Source organism: Winogradskyella ursingii, assembly GCF_013403975.1.
GTDB classification, from domain to species: Bacteria; Bacteroidota; Bacteroidia; order Flavobacteriales; family Flavobacteriaceae; genus Winogradskyella; species Winogradskyella ursingii.
Genome location: NZ_JABFDH010000002.1, coordinates 426,726 through 449,214 on the forward strand (window position 1 = coordinate 426,726; position 22,489 = coordinate 449,214).

23 protein-coding genes are annotated in these 22,489 nt (G+C 34.8%); 16 read left to right on the forward strand and 7 right to left on the reverse strand.

What is annotated here, in order from left to right; genetic code table 11:
- Positions 1-97: 97 nt before the first annotated feature.
- The 9 genes from HM983_RS05665 to HM983_RS05705 all read left to right on the forward strand — a co-directional run bounded on the left by HM983_RS05665 (position 98) and on the right by HM983_RS05705 (position 5,969).
- Positions 98-418, forward strand: coding sequence for a DUF4286 family protein (locus HM983_RS05665; protein ID WP_179344422.1), 321 nt, complete (start codon positions 98-100; stop codon positions 416-418).
- Between the two features lie 3 nt (positions 419-421).
- Positions 422-625 carry a hypothetical protein gene (locus tag HM983_RS05670; protein WP_179344423.1) on the forward strand — a complete coding sequence of 68 codons (204 nt, stop codon included), beginning with the start codon at positions 422-424 and terminating at the stop codon, positions 623-625.
- The gene (gene rsmA, locus HM983_RS05675; protein WP_179344424.1) at positions 625-1,413 is read left to right on the forward strand and encodes a 16S rRNA (adenine(1518)-N(6)/adenine(1519)-N(6))-dimethyltransferase RsmA; all 789 of its coding nucleotides are present in this window, start codon (positions 625-627) and stop codon (positions 1,411-1,413) included. Before HM983_RS05670 ends, rsmA begins: the two co-directional genes overlap by 1 nt.
- Positions 1,414-1,515: 102 nt before the next feature.
- Positions 1,516-2,865: a magnesium transporter gene (mgtE, locus tag HM983_RS05680; protein ID WP_179344762.1), complete on the forward strand. Its 1,350-nt coding sequence runs from the start codon at positions 1,516-1,518 to the stop codon at positions 2,863-2,865.
- 159 nt (positions 2,866-3,024) lie between these two features.
- Positions 3,025-3,390: a cupin domain-containing protein gene (locus HM983_RS05685; protein ID WP_179344425.1), complete on the forward strand. Its 366-nt coding sequence runs from the start codon at positions 3,025-3,027 to the stop codon at positions 3,388-3,390.
- Positions 3,391-3,502: 112 nt separating this feature from the next.
- The gene (locus HM983_RS05690; RefSeq protein ID WP_179344426.1) at positions 3,503-4,480 is read left to right on the forward strand and encodes a 2-hydroxyacid dehydrogenase; all 978 of its coding nucleotides are present in this window, start codon (positions 3,503-3,505) and stop codon (positions 4,478-4,480) included.
- 26 nt (positions 4,481-4,506) lie between these two features.
- Complete coding sequence (locus HM983_RS05695; protein WP_179344427.1) at positions 4,507-4,962, forward strand: DUF1801 domain-containing protein; 456 nt, start codon at positions 4,507-4,509, stop codon at positions 4,960-4,962.
- A 78-nt stretch (positions 4,963-5,040) separates the two neighbouring features.
- A complete protein-coding gene (locus HM983_RS05700) occupies positions 5,041-5,427 on the forward strand; it encodes a VOC family protein (protein ID WP_179344428.1) in 387 nt (128 codons plus the stop codon).
- 62 nt (positions 5,428-5,489) lie between these two features.
- Positions 5,490-5,969 carry a TM2 domain-containing protein gene (locus HM983_RS05705; RefSeq protein ID WP_179344429.1) on the forward strand — a complete coding sequence of 160 codons (480 nt, stop codon included), beginning with the start codon at positions 5,490-5,492 and terminating at the stop codon, positions 5,967-5,969.
- Positions 5,970-6,022: 53 nt separating this feature from the next.
- Here HM983_RS05705 and HM983_RS05710 read toward each other — a convergent pair whose 3' ends face one another.
- The 4 genes from HM983_RS05710 to HM983_RS05725 are packed head-to-tail and all read right to left on the reverse strand — an operon-like array spanning position 6,023 to position 10,607.
- Positions 6,023-7,042: a carboxypeptidase-like regulatory domain-containing protein gene (locus HM983_RS05710; protein WP_179344430.1), complete on the reverse strand. Its 1,020-nt coding sequence runs from the start codon at positions 7,040-7,042 to the stop codon at positions 6,023-6,025.
- Positions 7,032-8,861: a GNAT family N-acyltransferase gene (locus tag HM983_RS05715; protein ID WP_179344431.1), complete on the reverse strand. Its 1,830-nt coding sequence runs from the start codon at positions 8,859-8,861 to the stop codon at positions 7,032-7,034. Before HM983_RS05715 ends, HM983_RS05710 begins: the two co-directional genes overlap by 11 nt.
- A 19-nt stretch (positions 8,862-8,880) precedes the next feature.
- Positions 8,881-10,131: an aspartate kinase gene (locus HM983_RS05720; RefSeq protein WP_179344432.1), complete on the reverse strand. Its 1,251-nt coding sequence runs from the start codon at positions 10,129-10,131 to the stop codon at positions 8,881-8,883.
- Complete coding sequence (locus HM983_RS05725) at positions 10,131-10,607, reverse strand: GNAT family N-acetyltransferase (protein ID WP_179344433.1); 477 nt, start codon at positions 10,605-10,607, stop codon at positions 10,131-10,133. The genes HM983_RS05720 and HM983_RS05725 overlap by 1 nt, the downstream gene beginning before the upstream one ends.
- Before the next feature lie 134 nt (positions 10,608-10,741).
- On the opposite strand from HM983_RS05725, the gene fbp reads away from it, so the two are divergent.
- Positions 10,742-11,749 (forward strand): class 1 fructose-bisphosphatase, encoded by a 1,008-nt coding sequence (fbp, locus tag HM983_RS05730; protein WP_179344434.1) that lies wholly within the window; start codon positions 10,742-10,744, stop codon positions 11,747-11,749.
- A gap of 87 nt (positions 11,750-11,836) precedes the next feature.
- Here the strand turns inward: fbp and HM983_RS05735 are convergent, their stop codons facing one another.
- Positions 11,837-12,268, reverse strand: a complete 432-nt coding sequence (locus tag HM983_RS05735) for a tellurite resistance TerB family protein (RefSeq protein WP_179344435.1) — start codon at positions 12,266-12,268, stop codon at positions 11,837-11,839.
- 253 nt (positions 12,269-12,521) lie between these two features.
- Here HM983_RS05735 and mfd point away from each other — a divergent pair, with 253 nt between their 5' ends.
- The 3 genes from mfd (at position 12,522) to HM983_RS05750 (ending at position 18,328) form a co-directional block, all read left to right on the forward strand.
- The gene (gene mfd / locus HM983_RS05740; RefSeq protein ID WP_179344436.1) at positions 12,522-15,893 is read left to right on the forward strand and encodes a transcription-repair coupling factor; all 3,372 of its coding nucleotides are present in this window, start codon (positions 12,522-12,524) and stop codon (positions 15,891-15,893) included.
- The gene (locus HM983_RS05745) at positions 15,890-16,759 is read left to right on the forward strand and encodes a DMT family transporter (protein WP_179344437.1); all 870 of its coding nucleotides are present in this window, start codon (positions 15,890-15,892) and stop codon (positions 16,757-16,759) included. The genes mfd and HM983_RS05745 overlap by 4 nt, the downstream gene beginning before the upstream one ends.
- A gap of 273 nt (positions 16,760-17,032) precedes the next feature.
- Positions 17,033-18,328, forward strand: coding sequence for a TlpA family protein disulfide reductase (locus tag HM983_RS05750; RefSeq protein ID WP_179344438.1), 1,296 nt, complete (start codon positions 17,033-17,035; stop codon positions 18,326-18,328).
- A 75-nt stretch (positions 18,329-18,403) separates the two neighbouring features.
- Here HM983_RS05750 and HM983_RS05755 read toward each other — a convergent pair whose 3' ends face one another.
- Entirely contained in the window at positions 18,404-19,348 is a 945-nt protein-coding gene (locus HM983_RS05755) for a nicotinic acid mononucleotide adenyltransferase (RefSeq protein WP_179344439.1), read from the reverse strand.
- Between the two features lie 254 nt (positions 19,349-19,602).
- On the opposite strand from HM983_RS05755, the gene HM983_RS05760 reads away from it, so the two are divergent.
- Positions 19,603-20,604: an NAD(P)H-dependent glycerol-3-phosphate dehydrogenase gene (locus tag HM983_RS05760; RefSeq protein WP_179344440.1), complete on the forward strand. Its 1,002-nt coding sequence runs from the start codon at positions 19,603-19,605 to the stop codon at positions 20,602-20,604.
- Positions 20,605-20,725: 121 nt separating this feature from the next.
- Here HM983_RS05760 and HM983_RS05765 read toward each other — a convergent pair whose 3' ends face one another.
- Entirely contained in the window at positions 20,726-21,121 is a 396-nt protein-coding gene (locus HM983_RS05765; protein WP_179344441.1) for a hypothetical protein, read from the reverse strand.
- A gap of 141 nt (positions 21,122-21,262) precedes the next feature.
- On the opposite strand from HM983_RS05765, the gene HM983_RS05770 reads away from it, so the two are divergent.
- A complete protein-coding gene (locus HM983_RS05770; protein WP_179344442.1) occupies positions 21,263-21,781 on the forward strand; it encodes a hypothetical protein in 519 nt (172 codons plus the stop codon).
- A 41-nt stretch (positions 21,782-21,822) separates the two neighbouring features.
- Positions 21,823-22,221, forward strand: coding sequence for a hypothetical protein (locus HM983_RS05775; RefSeq protein ID WP_179344443.1), 399 nt, complete (start codon positions 21,823-21,825; stop codon positions 22,219-22,221).
- Positions 22,222-22,489: the final 268 nt, after the last annotated feature.

Consider the following 22,489-nt stretch of genomic DNA (forward strand, 5'->3'; position numbering starts at 1 on the left):
ACTTTGCGTCTTAGCAACGTTGGGAGCCAACTATTCTCGTCTAAATTCATACTTTTGTAAACGAATCCCATTTTGCTAATTCCTAATTCCGAGAATTATGATTATATACAACGTTACTGTTAACATAGATAAAAGCATTCACGACGAATGGCTAGTTTGGATCAAAGAACATATCCCTCAAGTATTAGCAACAGGAAAATTCAAAGAAGCTAAACTTACAAAGGTATTGGTTGAGGACAATGATGCCGAAACCTATTCCATTCAATACAGAGCACACTCAAAGCAAGCATTAATTGACTATTACAAAAATGATGCAGAAGGTCTCAGAAAAGCAGGTGCAGAAAAATTTGCTGACAAAATGTTGGCTTTTAGAACTGAATTGGAGGTTATCGATGAATATACAGTAGATTTCGATTAACCTATGAAAGCAAACGAATACATATACCTAAATCGTAAAAAGTTCCTTATTTCAAGTCTTTTTCTTATCATATTAGGTATTGTCATCTCCTATTTCAATTATGGCACTGAACCTTGGGAAACTGTTGGTGGATTTACTTGTGGCTTAGGATTTGGTCTAATTTTAATTTTCATCGGAATTAAATCTCCCAAAACCAATGACAACTAATGGGTAATCAACACCAAGTTAAAGCAAAAAAACACTTAGGTCAACATTTTCTAAAAGATGAATCTATTGCTCAAAAAATAGCAGATTCATTATCATTACAAGGCTATAATGATGTATTGGAAATTGGTCCTGGAATGGGTGTTCTTACCAAATATTTGTTAGAAAAAAATATCACTACGCACGTGATAGAAATTGATACCGAATCGGTTGATTATCTCAAAAATAATTACCTCACATTAGCTAATAGAATCATAGAAAAAGACTTTCTAAAATACGATTTAAGTTTAGTGTTTGAGGACAGGCCTTTCGCTATTATTGGTAATTTCCCTTATAACATTTCGTCACAAATTGTTTTTAAAACTTTGGAACTGCGCCATCAAATTCCAGAATTTTCAGGCATGTTTCAAAAAGAAGTTGCATTGCGCATTTGTTCAAAAGAAGGTTCTAAAATTTATGGGATCCTTTCGATATTGACTCAAGCATATTACGACGCCGACTATCTTTTTACCGTACCACCTTCGGTTTTTAATCCACCACCAAAGGTTGATTCTGGCGTACTCCGACTTACAAGAAAAGAAAACTACACTCTACCTTGCGATGAAAAATTATTTTTCAGAGTTGTGAAAACGGGATTTCAACAGCGCAGAAAAACACTCAGAAACAGTTTAAAAACCTTTAATCTGTCGGATAATTTAAAAGCAAATACTATATTTGGACAACGTCCAGAACAATTGAGTGTCGCACAGTTTATTGAGCTGACCACTTTAATTGAAAATGACGAAAAATAACGTCATTGGCAGTCTGTAGCACGAGGCAATCTCATTTAACAGATTGCTTTGCTCGACTCGCAATAATGTAAAACTATTACAGTGGAAGACATCCAAGATAACATACAGTTTCAACTTACTGATGAACTCGTTGAAAAAGTCGAGGTCCTAGTCGAGGAGCAAAACGACAAGGAACTTAAAAAACTTTTAAATGAATTTCACTTCGCAGATATTGCAGAAATTCTAGACGAGCTCAACCTTGAAGATTCTGTATATGTTATTAAACTTTTAAATTCTGAAACTACATCAGATATCCTCATGGAAATGGATGAGGACAATCGGGAAAAAGTTTTAAGAAATCTTTCCGCTAAAGAGATTGCTGAAGAAATAGAAGAGCTCGACACCGATGATGCGGCAGATATTATAGCTGAGCTTTCTGAAGAACGACAAGAAGCAGTTATATCCCAAATTGAAGATCAAGAGCACAAAGCCGAAATCCAAGAACTTTTAAAATATGATGAAGATACCGCAGGTGGACTCATGGCAAAAGAATTGGTTAAGGTTTATGAGACTTGGACGGTAGCTGGTTGCTTGCGGAGAATACGCGGACAGGCCAAGGATGTTACACGTGTCCATTCCATTTATGTTGTCGATAAAACTGAAAAACTTATTGGCCGTCTATCGCTCAAAGATTTAATTGTAGCCAAAAGCGAACAGAAAATAGCGGACATCGCCAAGGACACTGTTGATTGGGTCAATGTCCATGATGATGCTGAAGATGTGGCAAAAGTCATGGCCAAATACGATTTAGAAGCCATTCCTGTTGTGGATAACAATCAAATTCTTCTGGGTAGAATCACCATCGATGATATTGTTGATGTATTAAAAGAAGAAGCTGACAAAGATTACCAATTGGCTGCAGGTATTACCCAGGAAGTTGAAGCCGATGATAGTATTTGGCAACTCACCAGAGCACGTTTGCCTTGGCTAGTTTTAGGGTTGTTTGGTGGTTTGGGTAGTGTGTTTATCATGAAAGGTTACGAAGAAATCATGGAGACCGTGCCTTCACTATTTTTCTACACACCACTTATTGCAGCAATGGCAGGCAACGTAGGTGTACAATCCAGCGCAATTATTGTTCAAGGACTCGCTAATGATAATGTAAAAGGGAGTCTATTAGGACGATTATTAAAAGAGGTCGGTTTGGCACTTATTAATGGTGCTGTTTTAGCCTTATTGGTTATTCTGTTTGGTTTTTTAATTGGTCAAAATTCCACCGAGAGTATAGCCATTGCTGTATCCATGTTGTCCGTAATTATTGTCGCTGCCTTGGTTGGTACTTTTGTTCCAATTATTCTTGATAAACGCGGTATTGACCCAGCAATTGCTACAGGACCCTTTATTACAACGAGTAATGATATATTAGGCATATATTTATTTTTTGTGCTTTCTGGGCTTATTATTGGGTTTTGAAGTTGCGGAGCATATCCACTAATTAAATTTCTTTTTATTTTTATAGGATAACACCTAAAATCCTGTTAGCTATCGGCTGGACTTTCTTCTACAATTTTTCAAGAATTCAAAATGGCCATGCCTTCAATACCTAACATTAAAGTTTCGTAAATTTATAACATGAAACCAATCAACATAAAACAAAAATTTACAAAATTCAGTAAAAACTGGCATCCGCATCAAGTAGCTATAGTGGACGATATGCAAGTTATTCTAGCCAAGCTAAAAGGCGAATTTGTTTGGCACAGTCACGATAATGAAGATGAATTGTTTCAAGTGATAAAAGGGACGCTGTATATGCAATTTAGGGACAGAACGGAAGTCATTAATGAAGGAGAACTCATTGTTGTGCCTAAAGGGGTGGAACACAATCCAACCACAAAAAATGATGAAGAAGTTCACGTGCTATTATTTGAAAAGCTGAATACAGCCCACACAGGCAATGTACAACACGAAAGAACTCAAACCGAATATCCGAAAATATAGTTTAGCTGTCACATCGAGCATTGGTTAAAATAGAACAAATTTTACTGAAAGCACCTAGCCAAGCAAGTCTAGGTACCACATAAAAAGATTCCCGTTTTTAAGAAATTTAAACATGAAAATTATACACTTAGATAAAAACCACCCGTTGTTAATAACCCGATTTAATGATTTAGGCTTTACCAATCATGAGGATTACTCATCTTCAAAATCTGACATAGAAGCTAAAATTTCAGATTATGATGGCCTATTAATCCGTAGTCGTTTTTCGATTGACAAAACCTTTTTAGATGCCGCTAAAAATCTAAAATTTATCGGAAGGGTAGGTGCAGGATTGGAAAACATCGATACAGAATATGCGGAGAAAAAAGGTGTATTTCTAGTTGCTGCACCAGAAGGAAATCGAAATGCTGTTGGTGAGCATACACTAGGAATGTTGCTGTCGCTGTTAAACAAACTTAATAAAGCTGATAAAGAAGTTAGAAATGGCAAATGGCTACGTGAAGCCAACAGAGGTTTAGAACTGGACGGTAAAACGGTTGGCCTTATCGGTTATGGAAATATGGGTAAAGCATTCTCCAAAAAACTCAGCGGTTTTGATGTTGAAGTTTTATGCTATGATATCAAAGAAAATGTAGGTGATGGGAACGCCAAGCAAACCACTTTGAAGGAGCTTCAAGAAAAAGCTGATGTACTTAGTCTTCACACCCCACAAACACCTATGACGTTGGGAATGGTGAATTCAGAATTTATATCAAAATTCAAAAAACCGTTTTGGTTAATTAACACGGCTCGAGGTAAAAGCGTTGTTACAGAAGACCTTGTTTCGGCTTTACAGTCTGGTAAAATTCTAGGTGCTGGTTTGGATGTTTTGGAATATGAAAAATCATCCTTTGAGGATTTGTTTAAATTGGATACCTCTAATATCAGATGGATGCGAAAAAGTAAAAAAACAAAGTTGCCCGAGGCATTTCAATATCTAATTCAGTCAGACAACGTTTTGCTTACACCACACGTTGCAGGTTGGACAATTGAGAGCAACGAAAAACTTGCCCAGACCATAGTTGACAAGGTTAAAGCAAAATTTTGCTAACTTAGAGAACGCTAAACAATCAAAAAATGCAATACGATGCCAATTCACCCGAAGACTATATTAATCAAGTACCAGAGGAGCGTCAAGATGCTCTAAAAAAATTACGTAAAACGATTAAGGATAATTTACCAAAAGGTTTTGAGGAAGGCATGATTTATAAAATGATTGGCTATTATGTACCACATTCGGTCTATCCAGATGGGTACCACTGCGACCCAAAAGTACCATTACCGTTTATGAGTTTCGCTTCACAGAAGAATTCAGTAAATTTATATCATAGTGGCATTTACGCCCAAAAAGACTTGCATGATTGGTTTGTAAAAGAATACCCAAAACATTGCGAAAGAAAATTGGATATGGGTAAAAGTTGCATCCGATTTAAGAAAATGGATGAGATTCCTTATGAATTAATTGGTGAATTAACTCGTAAAATGAATTGCGATGAGTGGATTGAAATTTATGAGACAGCTCTAAAGAAATAATGAATACTATTTAGGATTTCAAATGATGAAAACCTTAAATATTGAAATAAATTCAGCACAAGTAAATTTAAGATAAGGATGAAAAAACGCGTCACAGGAATAGGAGGGTTATTCTTTAAAACCAAAGATCCAAAAGCTTCTAAAGATTGGTACAACAAACATTTGGGGTTTAATACCGATGATTATGGATGCACTTTTTGGTGGAAGGACAAAGAAGGTAATGACTGTTCTACTCAGTGGAGTCCGTTTAAAGATGATACCACTTATTTTCAACCTTCAAAAAAGGATTTTATGTTCAACTATCGTGTGGAAAATCTAGAGGAACTATTAAAAATTCTGCAAGAAGAAGGGGTCACAATTGTTGGTGATATGGAAACCTACGATTACGGAAAGTTTGCTTGGATTCTAGACAATGAGAACAATAAAATTGAATTGTGGGAACCTATTGACGCAGCTTTTAAGTAATCGCATTACTTTTTTTATTAATTTTAGTACTACAATAATCACAACTCATAAAACCAACCATTATGTCAGACGACAATAAAAATTTAGGAGATGATCTTAATGACATGCTCGATGATGCCAAGGACAATGCTAAGCAAACTGGTGATAAAATAAGTCAATCTGCGAAAGAATTTTCGGCGGATGCTAAAGAAAAGGCACAAGAATTTTCCAAAGAGGCTAAAAGCAGTGCAAAAGAATTTTCGGATGGTGCAAAAGAAGCTTTTGGTGGTCCAACCGGCGAAAACAAAAAACTACTTGCTGGAATTGTAGCTATAATATTTGGTGGACTTGGTATTCACAAATTTATTTTAGGTTACAATAAAGAAGGTGGTATCTTACTCGGCCTTTGGATTATAGGAGCAATCCTTACTTGTGTTGGTGTTGGTGTTCTGCTAATATGGGCGCTTGGCTTAATAGGATTGATCGAGGGCATCATTTACCTCACCAAATCCGATGAAGAATTTTATAGAACCTATCAACTAGGGCGAAAACCTTGGTTTTAATTTTGTTCTTAATTTTAAAATACAACTAACCCAGAATTAAAGTTCTGGGTTTTTTATTGTTCTATGTCCAAACCATAATTTGAAGGCAACATATCACCAACACGTTGCATTCCCAAATCACCACTAAAATAAACACCTAAAATAGGTGAGTAATTACCATAAATATCGACATAGAATTCTGGTATTTTTAATTCAATTTTAGATTGCATTTTTTTATTAAATAATATAGAAACTTCTTTTTTGAGAGTCACTATTTTAGAGTCTCTATTTTCAGTTTCTATCACTTTAAAATAGTCCCATTCGTTGACTCTAAATTTACCTGAAAACACGTGATAACCTTCTGCCTTTAAATTTTGATAAAACAAGGATCGCATAAAATGCTGTACTGAGCCTTTGTATGCTTTTTCTCTGTTTTTAAAAAATCTTTTCTTATGTTCAATATTGGTATCCTTGAAAAAGGAAGTTCCAAAATAAGTTAATGCTTTAATGTTAAAAACGTTTGTCTCGGGATTTGCCTGATAATAGCTTGCTTCATACTCCAAAATTTCAAATGCCACCTCATATTGTAAAGCGTTATTTTCAACAATGATTGGTTTTAGAGCACTAGCGTATAATGCCTTATTCTGCCTATTGTATCTTAAAATCAAATCTTCCTCATTTAGGATTTTACATGATTTGGCGAACCTAGAACTGCCTAAAAATTCTTTCCTAAACAATTTTAGTTTTTGCTTTCTCGTGAGTCCATCATCATAATCTAGATAGACCGCATCAAGAGTGTTTGCTGCTTCAACAAGGGCTATAATTACATTATTTTTAATTCTGTAGTCGTTAATAAAAACCTTTTGATAGCCAAGGTAAGATATAACCAATGTAGATTGCACTGCATCACTGTAGGTGATTGAAAACTCGCCCTTTTCATTGGTCGTAGTTCCAATTGTCGTATTATCAAAATATACCGAAGCAGTTTCTATGGGTTGTTGGGTTGCCTTATCGATAACTGTGCCTGAAAAGGTCTGAGCAAAGCCAAAAAATGGTACAATAAAGAAATAGAAAAAAACTCGATTAATCTCCATTACCATTCATGAATTTCCGTTCCAGCTCAGCTTGAAATTCTTCCATCACAGGCTTTACGGTACTCTCTGGCAAATCGGCGATTTTAATGTACATAAGACCATCAACAGCATTATTGAATAAAGGATCTACATTAAAAGCAACAAGCTTAGCATTTTGCTTAATGTATTTTTTTAACAGTACAGGCAGTCGAAGCGCACCAGGTTCTACCTCATCAATCAGTTTATCGAGCTTGTTTAAATCAGCTTCAGCTTCGTCAAAAACAAACTCTTTGTCCGCATCCTTTAGCTTTACTTTAAATTCTTTTTTAGGATGAACATATTGTGCCACGTAAGGATCATAATAATGAGACATCATAAATTCAATCATCAAACTTTTAGAAAAATTTGAAAACTGGTTGCTAATACTTACTCCGCCAATTAAATATTTATGTTCAGGATAGCGCAATGTGGTATGCACAATCCCTTTCCATAGTAAAAATAATGGCATCGGTTTTTGCTGATATTCCTTAATAATAAACGCTCGTCCCATTTCTATGGACTGGCTCATCATTTTATAAAGTTCAGGCTCAAAACGAAACAGATCCTGAAGGTAAAAACCATCAATGCCATGTGCTTCAAAAATCTTGGAGCCCAATCCCATTCGATAAGCACCGGCAATAATATTTTTTTCATTGTCCCATAAAAACATGTGATGGTAGTACGTGTCAAAAGTATCTAAATCAATAGCTTCATTCGTACCTTCACCCACTTCTCTAAAAGTAATTTCTCGTAACCTACCAATTTCCCTTAGAATATTCGGTACTGCTTTTGCTTCGGCCAAAAACACTTCGTAATTTTTACTTTCTAATAGTCTACAATCATTTTTTCTTAGTTTTTCAACTTCAGAAATCATGAGTTTAGAATCGATAGGTGTTACGATCCGTTTTGGTAGTTTTGGTACTTTTAAAGACGATTGTATATTATCTAAAATCTTCGGTTTATCCGCAAAAGCATTTGAAAGTATATAGGTTTTTCGTCTCAAAAAATCTGAAAAACCAGCTAAAGTTTCATGTTCCTTTTGGTCTGCAACTGAGATTGGCCTGCCTATTCTCACCTTAATTACACGTCTTTTTTGTGTCAATAATTCCGACGGTAATTTTGCAGTTCTAAAAGTATCACTGATTTTTGATAGTCTATAGAATAACTGGCTGTTCTTAGCATGAAAATAGATTGGTACTACTGGCACTTCTGCCTTTTGTATCAACTTCATTGCCGCTTCTTCCCAAGGTCGGTCCACTACCAATTTACCATCCCTGTATGTTGACACTTCCCCTGCCGGAAACACACCGAGCGGATGACCATCTCTTAAATGTTTAATCGCATTTTTAAAACCTGCGACACTGCTTTTTGCATCCTTTCTATCCTCAAAAGGATTGACTGGCATAATATATGGTTTCATGGGTTCTATCCTATGCAGCAAAAAATTGGCTATTATTTTGAAATCGTTGCGCTGTTCAATCATTAATTTCAACAATAATATGCCATCAATTCCACCGAGCGGGTGATTAGAAACCGTTATAAAGGGCCCTTCTTTTGGAAGGCGTTTTAAATCTTCTTCGGGTATTTCGAACTTAATCTGAAATTCATCCAGAATCCCATCCAAAAACTCAAGTTCACTCAGATGTTTGTTACGGTTATAAATTTTATTTAGAGTAGAAATTTTAAGGACCTTCATTAATATCCACCCAAAAAAAGTACCGACGAAGCCATATTTGTCTGCGTGAATGGCTTTGGCTACTTCTTTTGCGCTTACTAATCCTATATCAGATGATTTCCCCATAAAACAAATGTAGTAAATGTTATTTAGTTACAATTTGAACCGTTTGTTGTGTCAATTGCTTCAGCAATACCGTTTTATCTTTTTCCAATGCATTAATGGCAACATCGTTATAATGACGTATGGTATAAAGACTCACGTTTTCGTAAAACGTTACTTTGAATTTCGCTTTTAAATGCTGAAGCAGTTTTTCGAGATTATTATAAACATTTTCAATGCATACTGAAAAACTGATAGCAGAATTCTGAATAACGTCCACCTTCATTTTATATAAATGCAACAAGTTGAATATATCGCTTATATTTTCTTCAACTATGTATGAGAAATCCAATGAGGACAATGAGATTAAAATCTGATTTTTCTTAACGATAAAACAAGGAATTTCCGGCTCTATAGCTTTGCCCTTGCTCACACAAGTTCCTTTTTCTTCAGGATTTAAAAATGATTTTACGTACAGTGGAATTTCCTTTCGCTGTAAGGGTTGAAGCGTTTTAGGATGGATGACAGACGCACCATAAAATGCCAGTTCAATCGCCTCCGTGTACGAAATTTGGTTGAGCAATTGGGCATTTTCAAAATAGCGAGGATCTGCATTTAGCACGCCTTTGACATCTTTCCAGATGGTAACACTATTGGCATTGAGACAATAGGCAAAAATTGCGGCTGTATAATCACTACCTTCTCTACCTAAAGTGGTTGTAAAATTGTTTGCATCACTACCCAAAAAACCTTGTGTGATATTGAGAACGTTTCTATTAAAATTATGGGCGATATTGTTTTGCGTGGTGTCCCAATCTACATTGGCTCGTCTATAATAATTGTCCGTTTTTATATATTCCCTAACATCTATCCAGTTATTTTTAATGCCAATTTCATTGAGATAATGACTGACTATGGTTGTTGAAATTAACTCACCAAAACCTATTATTTGGTCATACACGTAATTGTAATCAGGCGATTTGTTACTTTTAAAAAAGTGGTTTATTTCATCAAAAAATAACTTTACTGCACCAAAAGCTTCGTGTCTTTCATTATCAAACAGTTCAATTAGAATTTCATTGTGATATTTAATCACTTCATGAATTGAGCTTTGTAATTCCGTTTTGTTTTCAAAATAATTTTCAGTGACCTGTTCTAGGGCATTGGTGGTTTTGCCCATTGCAGAAATGACGATCAGAGTTTTATCGTGACCAATGGTTTTTAAAACTTTTGCTAGATTTTTTACCCCTTCAGCATCTTTAACAGAAGCACCACCAAACTTAAAAACGCGCATTATAATTGTTTTAGATAGTTTTCAATTCCCTCTTTATTGAGTTGTACGACGTTCCAGTCTCGCATCACCTTTGCGCCTTTGGTTTCATAGAATTTAATTGCAGGTTCATTCCAATCCAGCACTTCCCAACTGATTCTTTTTACGTCTTTTTGTTTGCCATATTTAACTATTTCGTCCAGAAGTAAAGTCCCTAATCCTTTGCCTCTTTGGGACTGGCTCACTATTAAATCCTCAAGATGCAAAACAACCCCTTTCCAAGTAGAATATCGTGGATACACTAATGCCAAACCTTCTACTTTTTGTAAAACCTCAATCACAAAACACGTAAATTTAGGCTGTTCACCAAAACCATCTGCTATTAAATCATCTAGAGTAATTTCTACCGCCTCTGGTTCTTTTTCAAAAATTGCCAATTCGTTGATGAGCTCTAAAACTCTTGGCATATCTTCTTTTTTCGCTAATCTTGGTTGATTCATTTTTAGTTTTAAAGACAGAAATTCAAATATAAACCAAACCAACTTTAGATAACAATTTATTTGCTCAACGAAAACGTTATAGTTTGTTAAAAAACACGATATTTGTACGCTACTAATCAATATTACACAACTTTATGTCCAAAAGAAATCAGACCTTAGGTGAATTTATAATTGAGAATCAAGCTTCATTTAAATACACCTCTGGCGAACTTTCCAGACTGATTAACTCTATTCGTTTAGCCGCCAAAGTTGTAAATCATGAAGTTAACAAAGCAGGACTCGTTGATATTATCGGTGCTGCTGGCGACACGAACATCCAAGGTGAAGATCAGCAGAAATTGGACGTCTATGCCAATGAAAAATTTATCCAGACCATGACCAAAAGGAATATTGTCTGTGGAATTGCCAGTGAAGAAGAAGATGATTTTATTGCTATTAATAGCCAGGATGAAAACAATCAAAACAAATACATTGTACTAATTGATCCTTTAGACGGATCTTCTAATATTGACGTGAACGTTTCTGTTGGAACGATATTTTCAGTTTTTAGACGTGTCACACCTGTAGGAACTCCTGTAACCATTGAAGATTTTCTTCAAAAAGGAAACCAGCAGGTAGCAGCAGGTTACGTCGTTTACGGAACCTCTACAATGTTGGTTTATACCACAGGCGATGGTGTTAACGGTTTTACTTTAAACCCAGCTATTGGCACATTTTATTTATCACATCCTAATATGCAATTTCCTGAAGATGGTAGAATTTACTCTGTAAATGAAGGCAATTATATCCATTTTCCTCAAGGCATAAAAAATTATATTAAATACTGCCAAATGGAAGAAGGCGACCGACCGTATACATCAAGATATATTGGTTCTCTGGTGTCTGATTTTCATAGAAACATGATAAAAGGTGGTATTTATCTTTATCCTAAAAGTTCTCAAAATGCTAAAGGAAAATTACGTTTGTTATATGAATGTAACCCAATGGCATTTCTAGCTGAACAAGCTAACGGCAAAGCCAGCGATGGATTTATGAGAATTATGGATATAGAACCGACCGAACTTCACGAGCGTGTACCATTTATTTGTGGCAGCAAAAATATGGTTGAAAAAGCAGAAGAGTTTATGCGTAAAGCGCAATAACGATATAACCCAAAATAGAAAAAGCGACTTATCACTTAAGGTTATCTAAGTGTAGTCGCTTTTTTTTATGAGTTATTTTGAATTCTTTTACTCGTTCATCGATTTTATACCGTCAATGAATGTGTCCAAATCCACTTTATCGTGTGCTAGCACTAGTGCTTTATCTGCAATATATTTTACATTGGCAGAATTAAAACCTAACCCAACACATAATTTCTCTAGTAGCCAATGTTGGTTGGGCCCTTCGATATCGTCTGCCCAAACCATACGCGCCAAATCATATAGACGCTCTAAACGTACATCGTAAGACGTTGGTGGGTTAATAGGGTGACTCTTGTAATCTTTAAGTATTTGTTTGTAATCGAGTTCACTAATGTCTAAGCCTCTTGCTAAACGGTCTAAAAAAGCCTGTTCTTTATCGGTAATAACTCCGTCGCTCATTGCGACTCTTACTATGGCAGCAAAATGGTCTTCGTTACGCTTTTTAAATCCGCTATCAAATAAATCTGAAAATGACATGTTTTTTTATTTTAGTTATCCTGTAAAATGTGTGAACAAATATAAATCTATTAATACTTTTATCCGTTACCTAACCTTCAAATTATTGAATATTTTTTAAGCAAAACAGACAACATTCTGCAATTAAAAAGAATATTAAGTTTCACCACTTTATTAAAGCTGTTCAATTAATCCATTAAATATTCTTCATTTTATTTTTTTCAATATCCAAATAAAAAAATCATGTACTTTTGCATCTTCAAACAAAAGAAACTTGAGTAAAGTATCTATTGCCCAAACCCTCGCACAGACTTCGCAATTGCAAAATCTGCAATCTGCTATTGCCCAACCGCAAAATAAAATACATTTAAAAGGCCTTGTAGGTTCTTCTTTTTCTCTTGTAATTTCACAAGTATTCAAATCGGCCGAACAACCGTTTTTAATTGTTTTTGACGATAAGGAAGAGGCCGCCTACTACCTCAACGATTTAGAGCAATTACTCAACGACAAAGATGTGTTGTTCTATCCAGCAAGTTACCGCAGACCTTACCAAAATGAAGAAACTAACAATGCGAATGTACTCTTACGCGCTGAAGTTTTAAACCGGATCAATTCACGTAAAAAGCCGTGTATTATTGTCACCTATCCTGACGCACTTTTTGAGAAAGTAGTCACCAAAAAAGAGCTTGAAAAGAATACGCTCAAAATTTCCGTTGGAAATGAATTAAGTATCGATTTCGTTAACGAAGTTTTATTTGAATATAAATTTAAGCGGGTCGATTTTGTAACCGAGCCAGGCGAATTTTCAGTGAGAGGTGGTATTATTGATGTGTTTTCTTTTTCTCATGATGAACCATACCGAATCGAATTTTTTGGCGATGAAGTAGACAGCATAAGAACCTTTGATGTAGAAACCCAACTCTCTACCGAGCGTATTAAGAAAGTAAGTATAATTCCAAATGTAGCCAACAAAGCGATTGCTGAAAGCCGAGAGAGTTTTTTAAAATATATTTCTAATAAAACAGTGGTGTTTTCAAAAAATGCACCCCTTTTATTTTCCAGAATTGATGAGTTTTATACTAAGGCCGAAGAGGCGTTCAAAAATCTAAACTCAGAAGTTAAGCATGCCGAACCCGAAGAATTATTCTGTAATTCTGAATTATTAAAGCGTCAATTGTTGGATTATAGCTTGGTTGAGTTTGGTACTTCGGCTACGCTCAGCAGCCAAGATGTTTCTTTAGTCACCGAGCGAAGTCAAAGTGACAGGAGTGTAATCGCTTTCAATACAAAACCACAACCAGCGTTCAACAAACAATTCAATCTTTTGATTGAAAACTTAAATACCAATCACGACAACGGTATTACCAATTATATTGCCTGTGTTAGTGAGCAACAGGCTAAACGGTTTCATGATATTTTTGATGATGCCGAAGAAGAAGTACATTACACAACTATAGTGCTGTCACTCTATCAAGGCTTTATTGATGCTGAGCACAAGATTGCTGTTTACACAGACCATCAGATTTTTGACCGTTACCATAAATTCCACCTAAAAAATGGCTACGCCAAAAAGCAGGCCATTACCTTAAAGGAACTCACCAATTTAGAAATTGGCGATTACGTCACTCATATAGACCATGGGATAGGCAAGTTTGGTGGGCTTCAAAAAATTGATGTAGAGGGGAAAAAGCAAGAAGCAATTAAACTGGTCTATGGCGAACGTGACATTTTGTATTTAAGCATTCATTCACTTCACAAAATTACCAAGTTTAATGGCAAGGATGGGAAACCACCAACAATTTACAAACTAGGAAGCAAAGCCTGGAAGAACCTTAAACAAAAGACCAAATCACGTGTTAAGGAAATTGCTTTCAATCTCATTAAACTGTATGCCAAACGGAAGCTCAAAAAAGGGTTTCAATATGCTCCAGACAGCCATATGCAACACGAACTGGAAGCTTCTTTTATTTACGAAGATACGCCAGACCAAGTGACCTCAACGGCAGACATCAAAGCCGATATGGAAAGTGAGCGACCAATGGATCGCTTAATTTGCGGTGATGTTGGCTTTGGTAAAACCGAAGTTGCGATAAGAGCCGCTTTTAAGGCTGTGGATAACGGAAAACAAGTAGCGGTTTTGGTCCCAACAACAATTTTGGCATATCAACACTATAGGACATTTACGGAACGATTAAAGGATTTTCCTGTTACTGTAGATTATGTAAACCGCTTTAGAACTGCGAAAGAAAAAAGAGAGACATTAGAAGGACTAGCAAAAGGCGCTGTGGATATCATAATTGGCACGCATCAATTAGCCAATAAAAATGTAAAATTTAAAGATTTAGGGTTGCTTATTGTAGATGAAGAACAAAAATTTGGTGTAGCAGTAAAAGAAAAATTAAAAACAATAAAAGAAAATGTGGATGTGCTCACATTGACGGCAACACCGATTCCAAGAACGCTTCAATTTAGCCTGATGGCAGCTCGTGATCTATCGGTAATTACCACTCCGCCGCCGAACCGATATCCAATTGAAAGTCATGTCATTCGTTTTGCCGAAGAAACCATTCGTGACGCAGTGAGTTATGAAATTCAGCGTGGTGGACAGGTGTTTTTTATTCATAATCGCATTGAGAACATTAAGGAAGTTGCTGGTATGATACAGCGTTTAGTGCCAGATGCTAAAATCGGCATCGGTCACGGTCAACTAGACGGTAAAAAACTTGAAAACCTGATGTTGGCTTTTATGAATGGTGAATTTGATGTTTTGGTCAGTACTACCATCGTTGAAAGTGGCTTGGATGTACCAAATGCCAATACTATTTTTATTAATAATGCAAATAACTTTGGACTGAGCGATTTACACCAGATGCGAGGTCGAGTAGGTCGAAGCAACAAAAAAGCGTTTTGCTATTTTATTACGCCAGAATATTCTGCAATGACCACAGATGCCAGAAAACGAATCACAGCGCTGGAACAATTTACAGAATTAGGAAGTGGCTTCAATATCGCCATGAAAGATTTAGAAATTCGTGGAGCAGGTGATTTGCTGGGTGGTGAACAGAGTGGTTTTATAAACGATATTGGGTTCGACACTTATCAAAAAATATTAAACGAAGCTATTGAAGAGCTTAAAGAATCAGAATTTGCAGATTTATATAAAGATGATGGCAAACCTAAAAAATATGTAAAAGACATTACTATAGACACCAGTTTCGAATTGCTTTTTCCTGATGATTATGTCAATAATATTTCGGAACGTCTTAACCTCTACACCAAACTCAACGAATTAAAAACCGAAGAAGAACTGGCTAAATTTGAATCTGAAATCATTGATCGTTTTGGAGAGTTACCAACCCAAGTTTCGGATTTATTGGATAGTGTACGCTTAAAATGGATTGCCACAAAATTGGGTATTGAAAAACTCATTATGAAACAAGGAAAAATGATCGGTTATTTTATTCAAGATCAAAATAGCGGATTTTACCAGAGCAATGAATTTACCAAAGTGCTGCAGTTTGTACAAGCAAATGCCGATAAGTGCAAGATGAAAGAGAAAAAAACAAGAAATGGACTTCGCCTTATAATCACTTTTGAGCCGATTAAATCTACAAAACAAGCTTTAATCGCACTGTCACAAATATGAAACAATCAAGCCACTCACAGCATCTTTTGTGGCTTACCGTTGCTACTATTTTTATAAGCACCTCTGGTGCTTTGGGCAAATATATAGAAATGCCAGCACCTGCAATCATATGGTGGCGATCTGCATTTGCTACGGTTTTTTTGTTGGTTTTTTGTATCTACAGAGGCATTAATCTTAAAATAAACTCGAAAAAAGATAGGTGGACATTTGTAATAAGTTCAATCCTTCTAGGCGCGCACTGGATTACCTACTTTTATTCTCTAAAATTATCTAACGTTGCTATTGGCATGTTATCTCTATTCACATTTCCTATAATTACCGCCATTTTAGAACCGTTATTTTTTAAAACAAAATTCGACCCAATGTATATTGTTTTAGGAATAATGGTATTGCTTGGTATTTATATTTTAGCACCAGAATTAAATTTACAGAGTGGTCAACTTAAAGGGGTTTTGTTGGGTTTATTATCGGCAATCTGTTATGCTCTCAGAACTCTGATGTTAAAACAACATGTTTCAAATTATAACCCAACAATGCTCATGTTTTATCAGGTTGTGATATTGACTTTTGTTTTAATTCCTTTTTTGTTTTTTATGGATACTTCCAACATAAAAACACAATTTCCATTCGTTTTATTACTAGCTTTACTGACCACGGCGATTGGACATACCATGTTTGTAAACAGCTTAAAATATTTTAAAGTTAGTACCGCCAGTATTATTGGTAGTGCACAGCCCGTATTTGGAATTATCATGGCCTATTTATTTTTGAACGAAGTGCCAAGTACCAACACTTTTTTAGGTGGTACATTGATATTATTGACCGTTATTATTGAAAGCGTACGTTCTAAGAAAAAACCAAATTGAATGGTATGGCTCAATTATTGAAGTCGTATTTTAATAAACCACTATGAATTTGAAATTCATAGTTTTAGACAATGAATGAAACTCATCTTAAAGTATGTTGTCATTCCGACAGAGCATAGCGACGAGGAATCTCATAATTGTACAATCATGATGAGATTTCTCACTTCGTTCGAAATGACAAATACTTGAAAAACTTTATAGAAACTAAAGTAACTTTAATAAAACTGTTATTTTTTTTAACCTTTAACTAGATAATAAAATAGTATTGTAATTATGAAAAATTTAATGTTCCTGATTTTAATTTTTCCGCTTATAGGATTTACGCAATCTGTGAAGGGCACATTTACTCCAGCAGAGGATTTCACCTATGCCTTTTTATATAAAGCCACACCAGAAGGTGCTGATTATGTAGAACGCGGCAAACTAGATGGTTCAGGTGGTTTTGAAATTGAATTGGATTCTACAATTGGCGCAGGAATTTATAAAATAGTATATGCAGTGCCGGCTGAGGAAAATAATTTTGATTTCATTTATGATGGAAAAGAATCCATTGCTTTTAATTTCAGCTTTGAAAATGGTGTAGAATTCACCCAATCTGAAGAAAACAAGCTTTGGAACTCCTACCTGAAAAGTATGGAAATGGTGAACCAGACCATTAGTAATTATTATGCAAAAGATAATCTAGATAAAGAAGGTTTTACTTCCATATTTAAAGTTCTAAAAGACACGCAAAAGGCTTACGAAGAATCTGCCAAAGAAAAATTGGTAAATACATTTATCAAGGCCAACCGACCTTATATTCCGAGTGAATATGAAAATATAGGAACTTATTCAAAAAATCTAAAAGCTAATTATTTAAAGCATTTAGATTTTAGTGATTACATGTTACAGAGTTCCTCCTTTTTAGTGGATAGAGTGACGTCCTATGTGTTTAATATGGTGCAAAACCCAACGGATGACACTTACAAAACACATATAGATGATGTGGCTTTGGCCATTAACGAGGATAATGCAGTAATCAAAACCAGTCTTCTGGAAATTTTATGGCTACGTTTTGTGACTTTAGAAAATCATGATGTGGCCAATTATATCACTGACAGGTATTTATTGGATTTAGCAAATAAAACAGATAACAGAGTTTTAGCAGAAACCATTACCACTTACAAAAACACATCAATAGGAACTAAAGCACCAGATTTTAAGATTAAAAATAATAGTAACGAAACGAGCTTACATCAATTAACAGGTGCCGACCAATATTTGTTAATTTTTTGGAGCAGTGGTTGCGGACATTGCCTAACAGAATTGCCAATGGTTAAAAAACTTACAGCTAATAGACCCAACTTGAAAGTAGTTGCTTTTGGCCTGGAAGATGATGACACTAAATGGTCTGAGGAAATCAAAAACTATCCAGACTTTATCCAAACTATCGGTTTGGGTAAATGGGAGAATCCTGTTGTAAAAACCTACGGTATTGGTGCGACGCCAAGCTACTTTTTACTGAGTAAGGATAAAATTATCACTGCAAAACCTTATGATTTTGAGGAACTGAAAATGGTTCTGGAATGATTTCAGTAAAAGAAAAACGCCCAGCAAAACTCACGTTTTATCTGAGCGCTTTAGAAACTAAATAACCAACCAAATTTAGCTTCTTAAATTTGCTCTAGGGTTATCAACCTTTGGGCTTTTTTGTTTTCTCTTTTTAGGTTGATCTGTTTGTACAGAAGTTTTACCTTGTGCATCAGAAGACCTATAATATTGTATGTATCCTTTACCTCTAAACTCATATGTTGTACCAGAGTCTGCATGATAAAGTTCTACCGTACCATCATCAATAACGCTGAGTTCAAAAAATTCATTGTCAAAAAAGTCATAATCTAATGTTAATGTTTTTAGGTAGCTATTATTTGACACATCACCTACTCCATATACACCTGTATAATCCCAAAATATATTATCCGGATTGCTCACATTGGCATCTTGCGAACTTCTAAAGGTTGAGTCGTTGCCACCAGATAAAAACTGCAAATAGTTTTCTTCATCAAATTCGTTTAATGCACCAACATTACTCGTATAGCTTTTTTCCCAAGCCTCATATTCCTGTAAGAAATAATGAATATTATCATAGAACACAAAATCATAATCAAATGTTGCTCTTTGGTAGCCTTCTAAAAAATAAGAGGTATCATTAAATGGGTTGTATAATTCAATGGTATTATTATCAATTTGAAACACATCAAAGCTCTCAAAACCATCAATCACATGATCAACATCCAATATCATATCATAAGCATCATAGTTGCCAATTGGCACACCATAACCATTGCCTTGGCTTCCAAATCCAACTAAATTGTTATTGGCATATAATTCACCGTTTCTAAATGACAGGGTAAAAGCAATTTGTAAAAAAGGTGTTTCACCAGAACCCAAAGTTTCATTGATGTCCACGTACCATAAATCGTATGAATTCAATAATTGATTCAATGAAATTGCAGGACTGTTATCGTTAATATTTATCTCCTCAGTGTAACACGAGGTAAACAAAGTTGCAGTTAGTGCAAATCCTAATAGTAGTTTCAATGTCTTCATAATCATACGTTTTTAATGTTTATATTTTTGTAGTTTCAAAACATGTGCCAAAAATTTATTTTAAACTTATCCTTCTGTTTTTTAGATAATTACAAGGACAAGAAGTGTTTTACCCGATAGTAGCTTAGTAAGTAAGTCGAGAAATCTGTGTTATTAATGAAATCGCATGCAGACATTGCTCGATGTGACTGAAAAAACTCTACATTTTACATAAAAGATTTCTTATTTTTGAATCAGACAATCCATAATATTCTATGAACAACCTCAAAAATTATGCAGTATTCGGCGCAGGAAGTTGGGCCACCGCAATTGTAAAGATGCTTTGCGAAAATTTGGATGAGGTCGGTTGGTACATGCGCAGTGTTTATACCAAAGAACACTTACTAAAAGAGCAACACAACCCGAGTTATTTGAGTTCGGTAGAATTTAAAACGGAGCAGTTAAAAATTAGCAACGATATTAATGAAATGGCCGAATGGGCCGATGTGCTCATTTTTGTAATTCCGTCTGCGTTTATGTATTCTGAGTTAGAAAAATTGACATTTGACATTACGAATAAAGTGGTGGTTTCAGCAGTAAAAGGAATTATTCCTGAATCCGGAAAATTGGTTGGTGAGCATTTTCATGACATCTACAATGTTTCTATCGAAAATATTGCAGTCATTGCTGGTCCTTGCCATGCGGAGGAAGTAGCACTAGAACGTCTTTCCTATTTAACCATTTCATGTGCAGACCCCAAAAAGGCACAAGCCATAGCAGACAATTTATCGAGCGATTATATAAAAACCAAAATCAGCGATGATATCATAGGTACGGAATATGCGGTTATGTTGAAGAATATTTACGCCATTGCTGCTGGAATTGCCCATGGTTTGGGCTATGGCGATAATTTTCAGAGTGTATTAATGAGCAATGCGATTCGTGAAATGAAACGCTTTATTAAAAAGATGCACAAGATGAAGAGAAACATCAATAACTCAGCTTATTTGGGTGATTTATTGGTGACGGGATATTCTACATTTTCCAGAAATCGTATGTTCGGTAATATGATTGGAAAAGGTTACACCGTAAAATCTGCACAAATGGAAATGAATATGGTTGCCGAAGGCTATTATGCTACAAAAAGTGCTTACGAATTAAACTCTACAAACAAAAAGAAAACACGTTTACCGATTATTAAGGCGGTTTACGATATTCTTTACGAGAATAAAAATCCTAAGAAAGTGTTTGCCAAGTTGACCGATAAGTTGGATTGATCTTCATTGTCATCCTGAACTTGATTTCTGAATCTCATCATAATGAATTACGCATCAAGTGCCGAATGACAAATACTAAGGTTATTGCAATAAACAATGAGATTTTTGCTTTCCCAGAATTTTATTTCACTAATACCCCTTTCAACTGCATCAGTGGTAATTGCTGAAGCGCATTTTCATTAATCGTATTTTTTCTAAAAACATAAGTTTTATCAAACATTTGGCTGTCTTTAAAGAAGGTCACTTTAAAGGTGTTGTTCAATTCTAAAACCTGTTCTTGGAGATATTCAATTTTGGCGTAGCTTCTTGCCGGCAACATAGTAATAGTGTGTCGCATCGGTGGTGTCATCTTCTTATCGTTATAACCTTGCGAAACAATAAGTACCGTTTCTAAATCTGCATCACTATTATTTATGATGTAGGCATTCCAATCTTGAGTATTATATTCTGGGTGTTGTTCTTGCACAACTGCTACGTGAACATCTTTTACTTCTGGTATTTTTATGTCTTTTTTCACTGGGTTAAAGTTAAGTGTTTTGATTTTATATTTAAAAAGGCGATCTTACCTGATATTCATTACTAAAAAAATTTTTATAAATCTTAAATGGGCAAGTCTAAAAGAAAGAAAACGAGAAAATATAAATTGAACACTTCACTTATGCTTTCAATATTAGCCATAATTATTAGCCTTGGTCAGCTGATTTTCACGATGCCATTTGTCTTAAAACAGTTTGAAAAAGTCGAGCTTAAAGCTACAGAGATTGAATTTAGTAAAGTCAAAAATTTAGATGTATTAAATACTTCTTTTATAATAATGAATACAGGTGAAAATACTGCTGACAATGTAGAACTTCAAATAAGAACATTCAATGAAGACAAAGTAATATTTAATCCAGATATTTTTGAATTAATAAAAGGTGATAATACTAGCGCCCCAGTAAAAAATTTGATTTATAAGTGTGAAGCTATAGTTCCTAATGAAAAGGTTAGGGTTTATATAAAATCAAGTTATACAAACTATTTGGACTTCTATTCAATTGATACTCTCGAATACGAAAAACCCATCTCATTACCAGAATATCAATATGGCCCTACAATTATATATTTAAAACATTCTCTTGGAAAGGTGAATATTAGAAGAAAAGATTCACTATTACTCAAAGAGGTAGTTTATTAAGATAATTAAAATTTAATTTTAAGGTAAAAAAAACATTAATAATGAAATTCAAATTACTAATACTTTTTTTATTTATTTGTTTTTCAATATTCAGCCAAAACGACAGAATCTCAACCGTTGAAACCGTAGAAATCCTGAATAACAATGAAGCTGAAGCCTTATTTTATTTTCAAAATAATTGGAAACTTTTAAGAGAAAAGGCAGTTCAAAAAAACTACATCCATTCCTACCAACTTGTAAAAACACTATATACGAAAGAGACACCATTTCATTTAATGTTAATCACCACTTATTCCAATAAAGCACAATATGATAAAAAAGAAGCCCATTTTTCTGAACTCATTAAAGAAAAAGGTGCTTTAAAACTATTAAACGAAAAAGAACCTTTTGAATTTAGGAAGTCTGTTTTTAGTGTTGAAGGTGCTGAACATTTGGAATGAAACCCATCCCTAGCCCTTCCGAGGAAGGGAACTTTTATAATTGAAAATTTACACCACAACTTCAAATTTTACAATTTCCACTATTGAGAGGGGATTAAGGGGTGAGTTTTGATTTTGAAATATTTTTAAGCTTTTTTAATCCTAAAATGAATAATAAGAATTTGAATTAATACAATTATCCAATAAATAGGAAACCTAAAACAGGTATAGAGTAAATTAAAAGCATTATCTCCTGGATTTGAGTTCACTTTTATTTCAATAAACATAG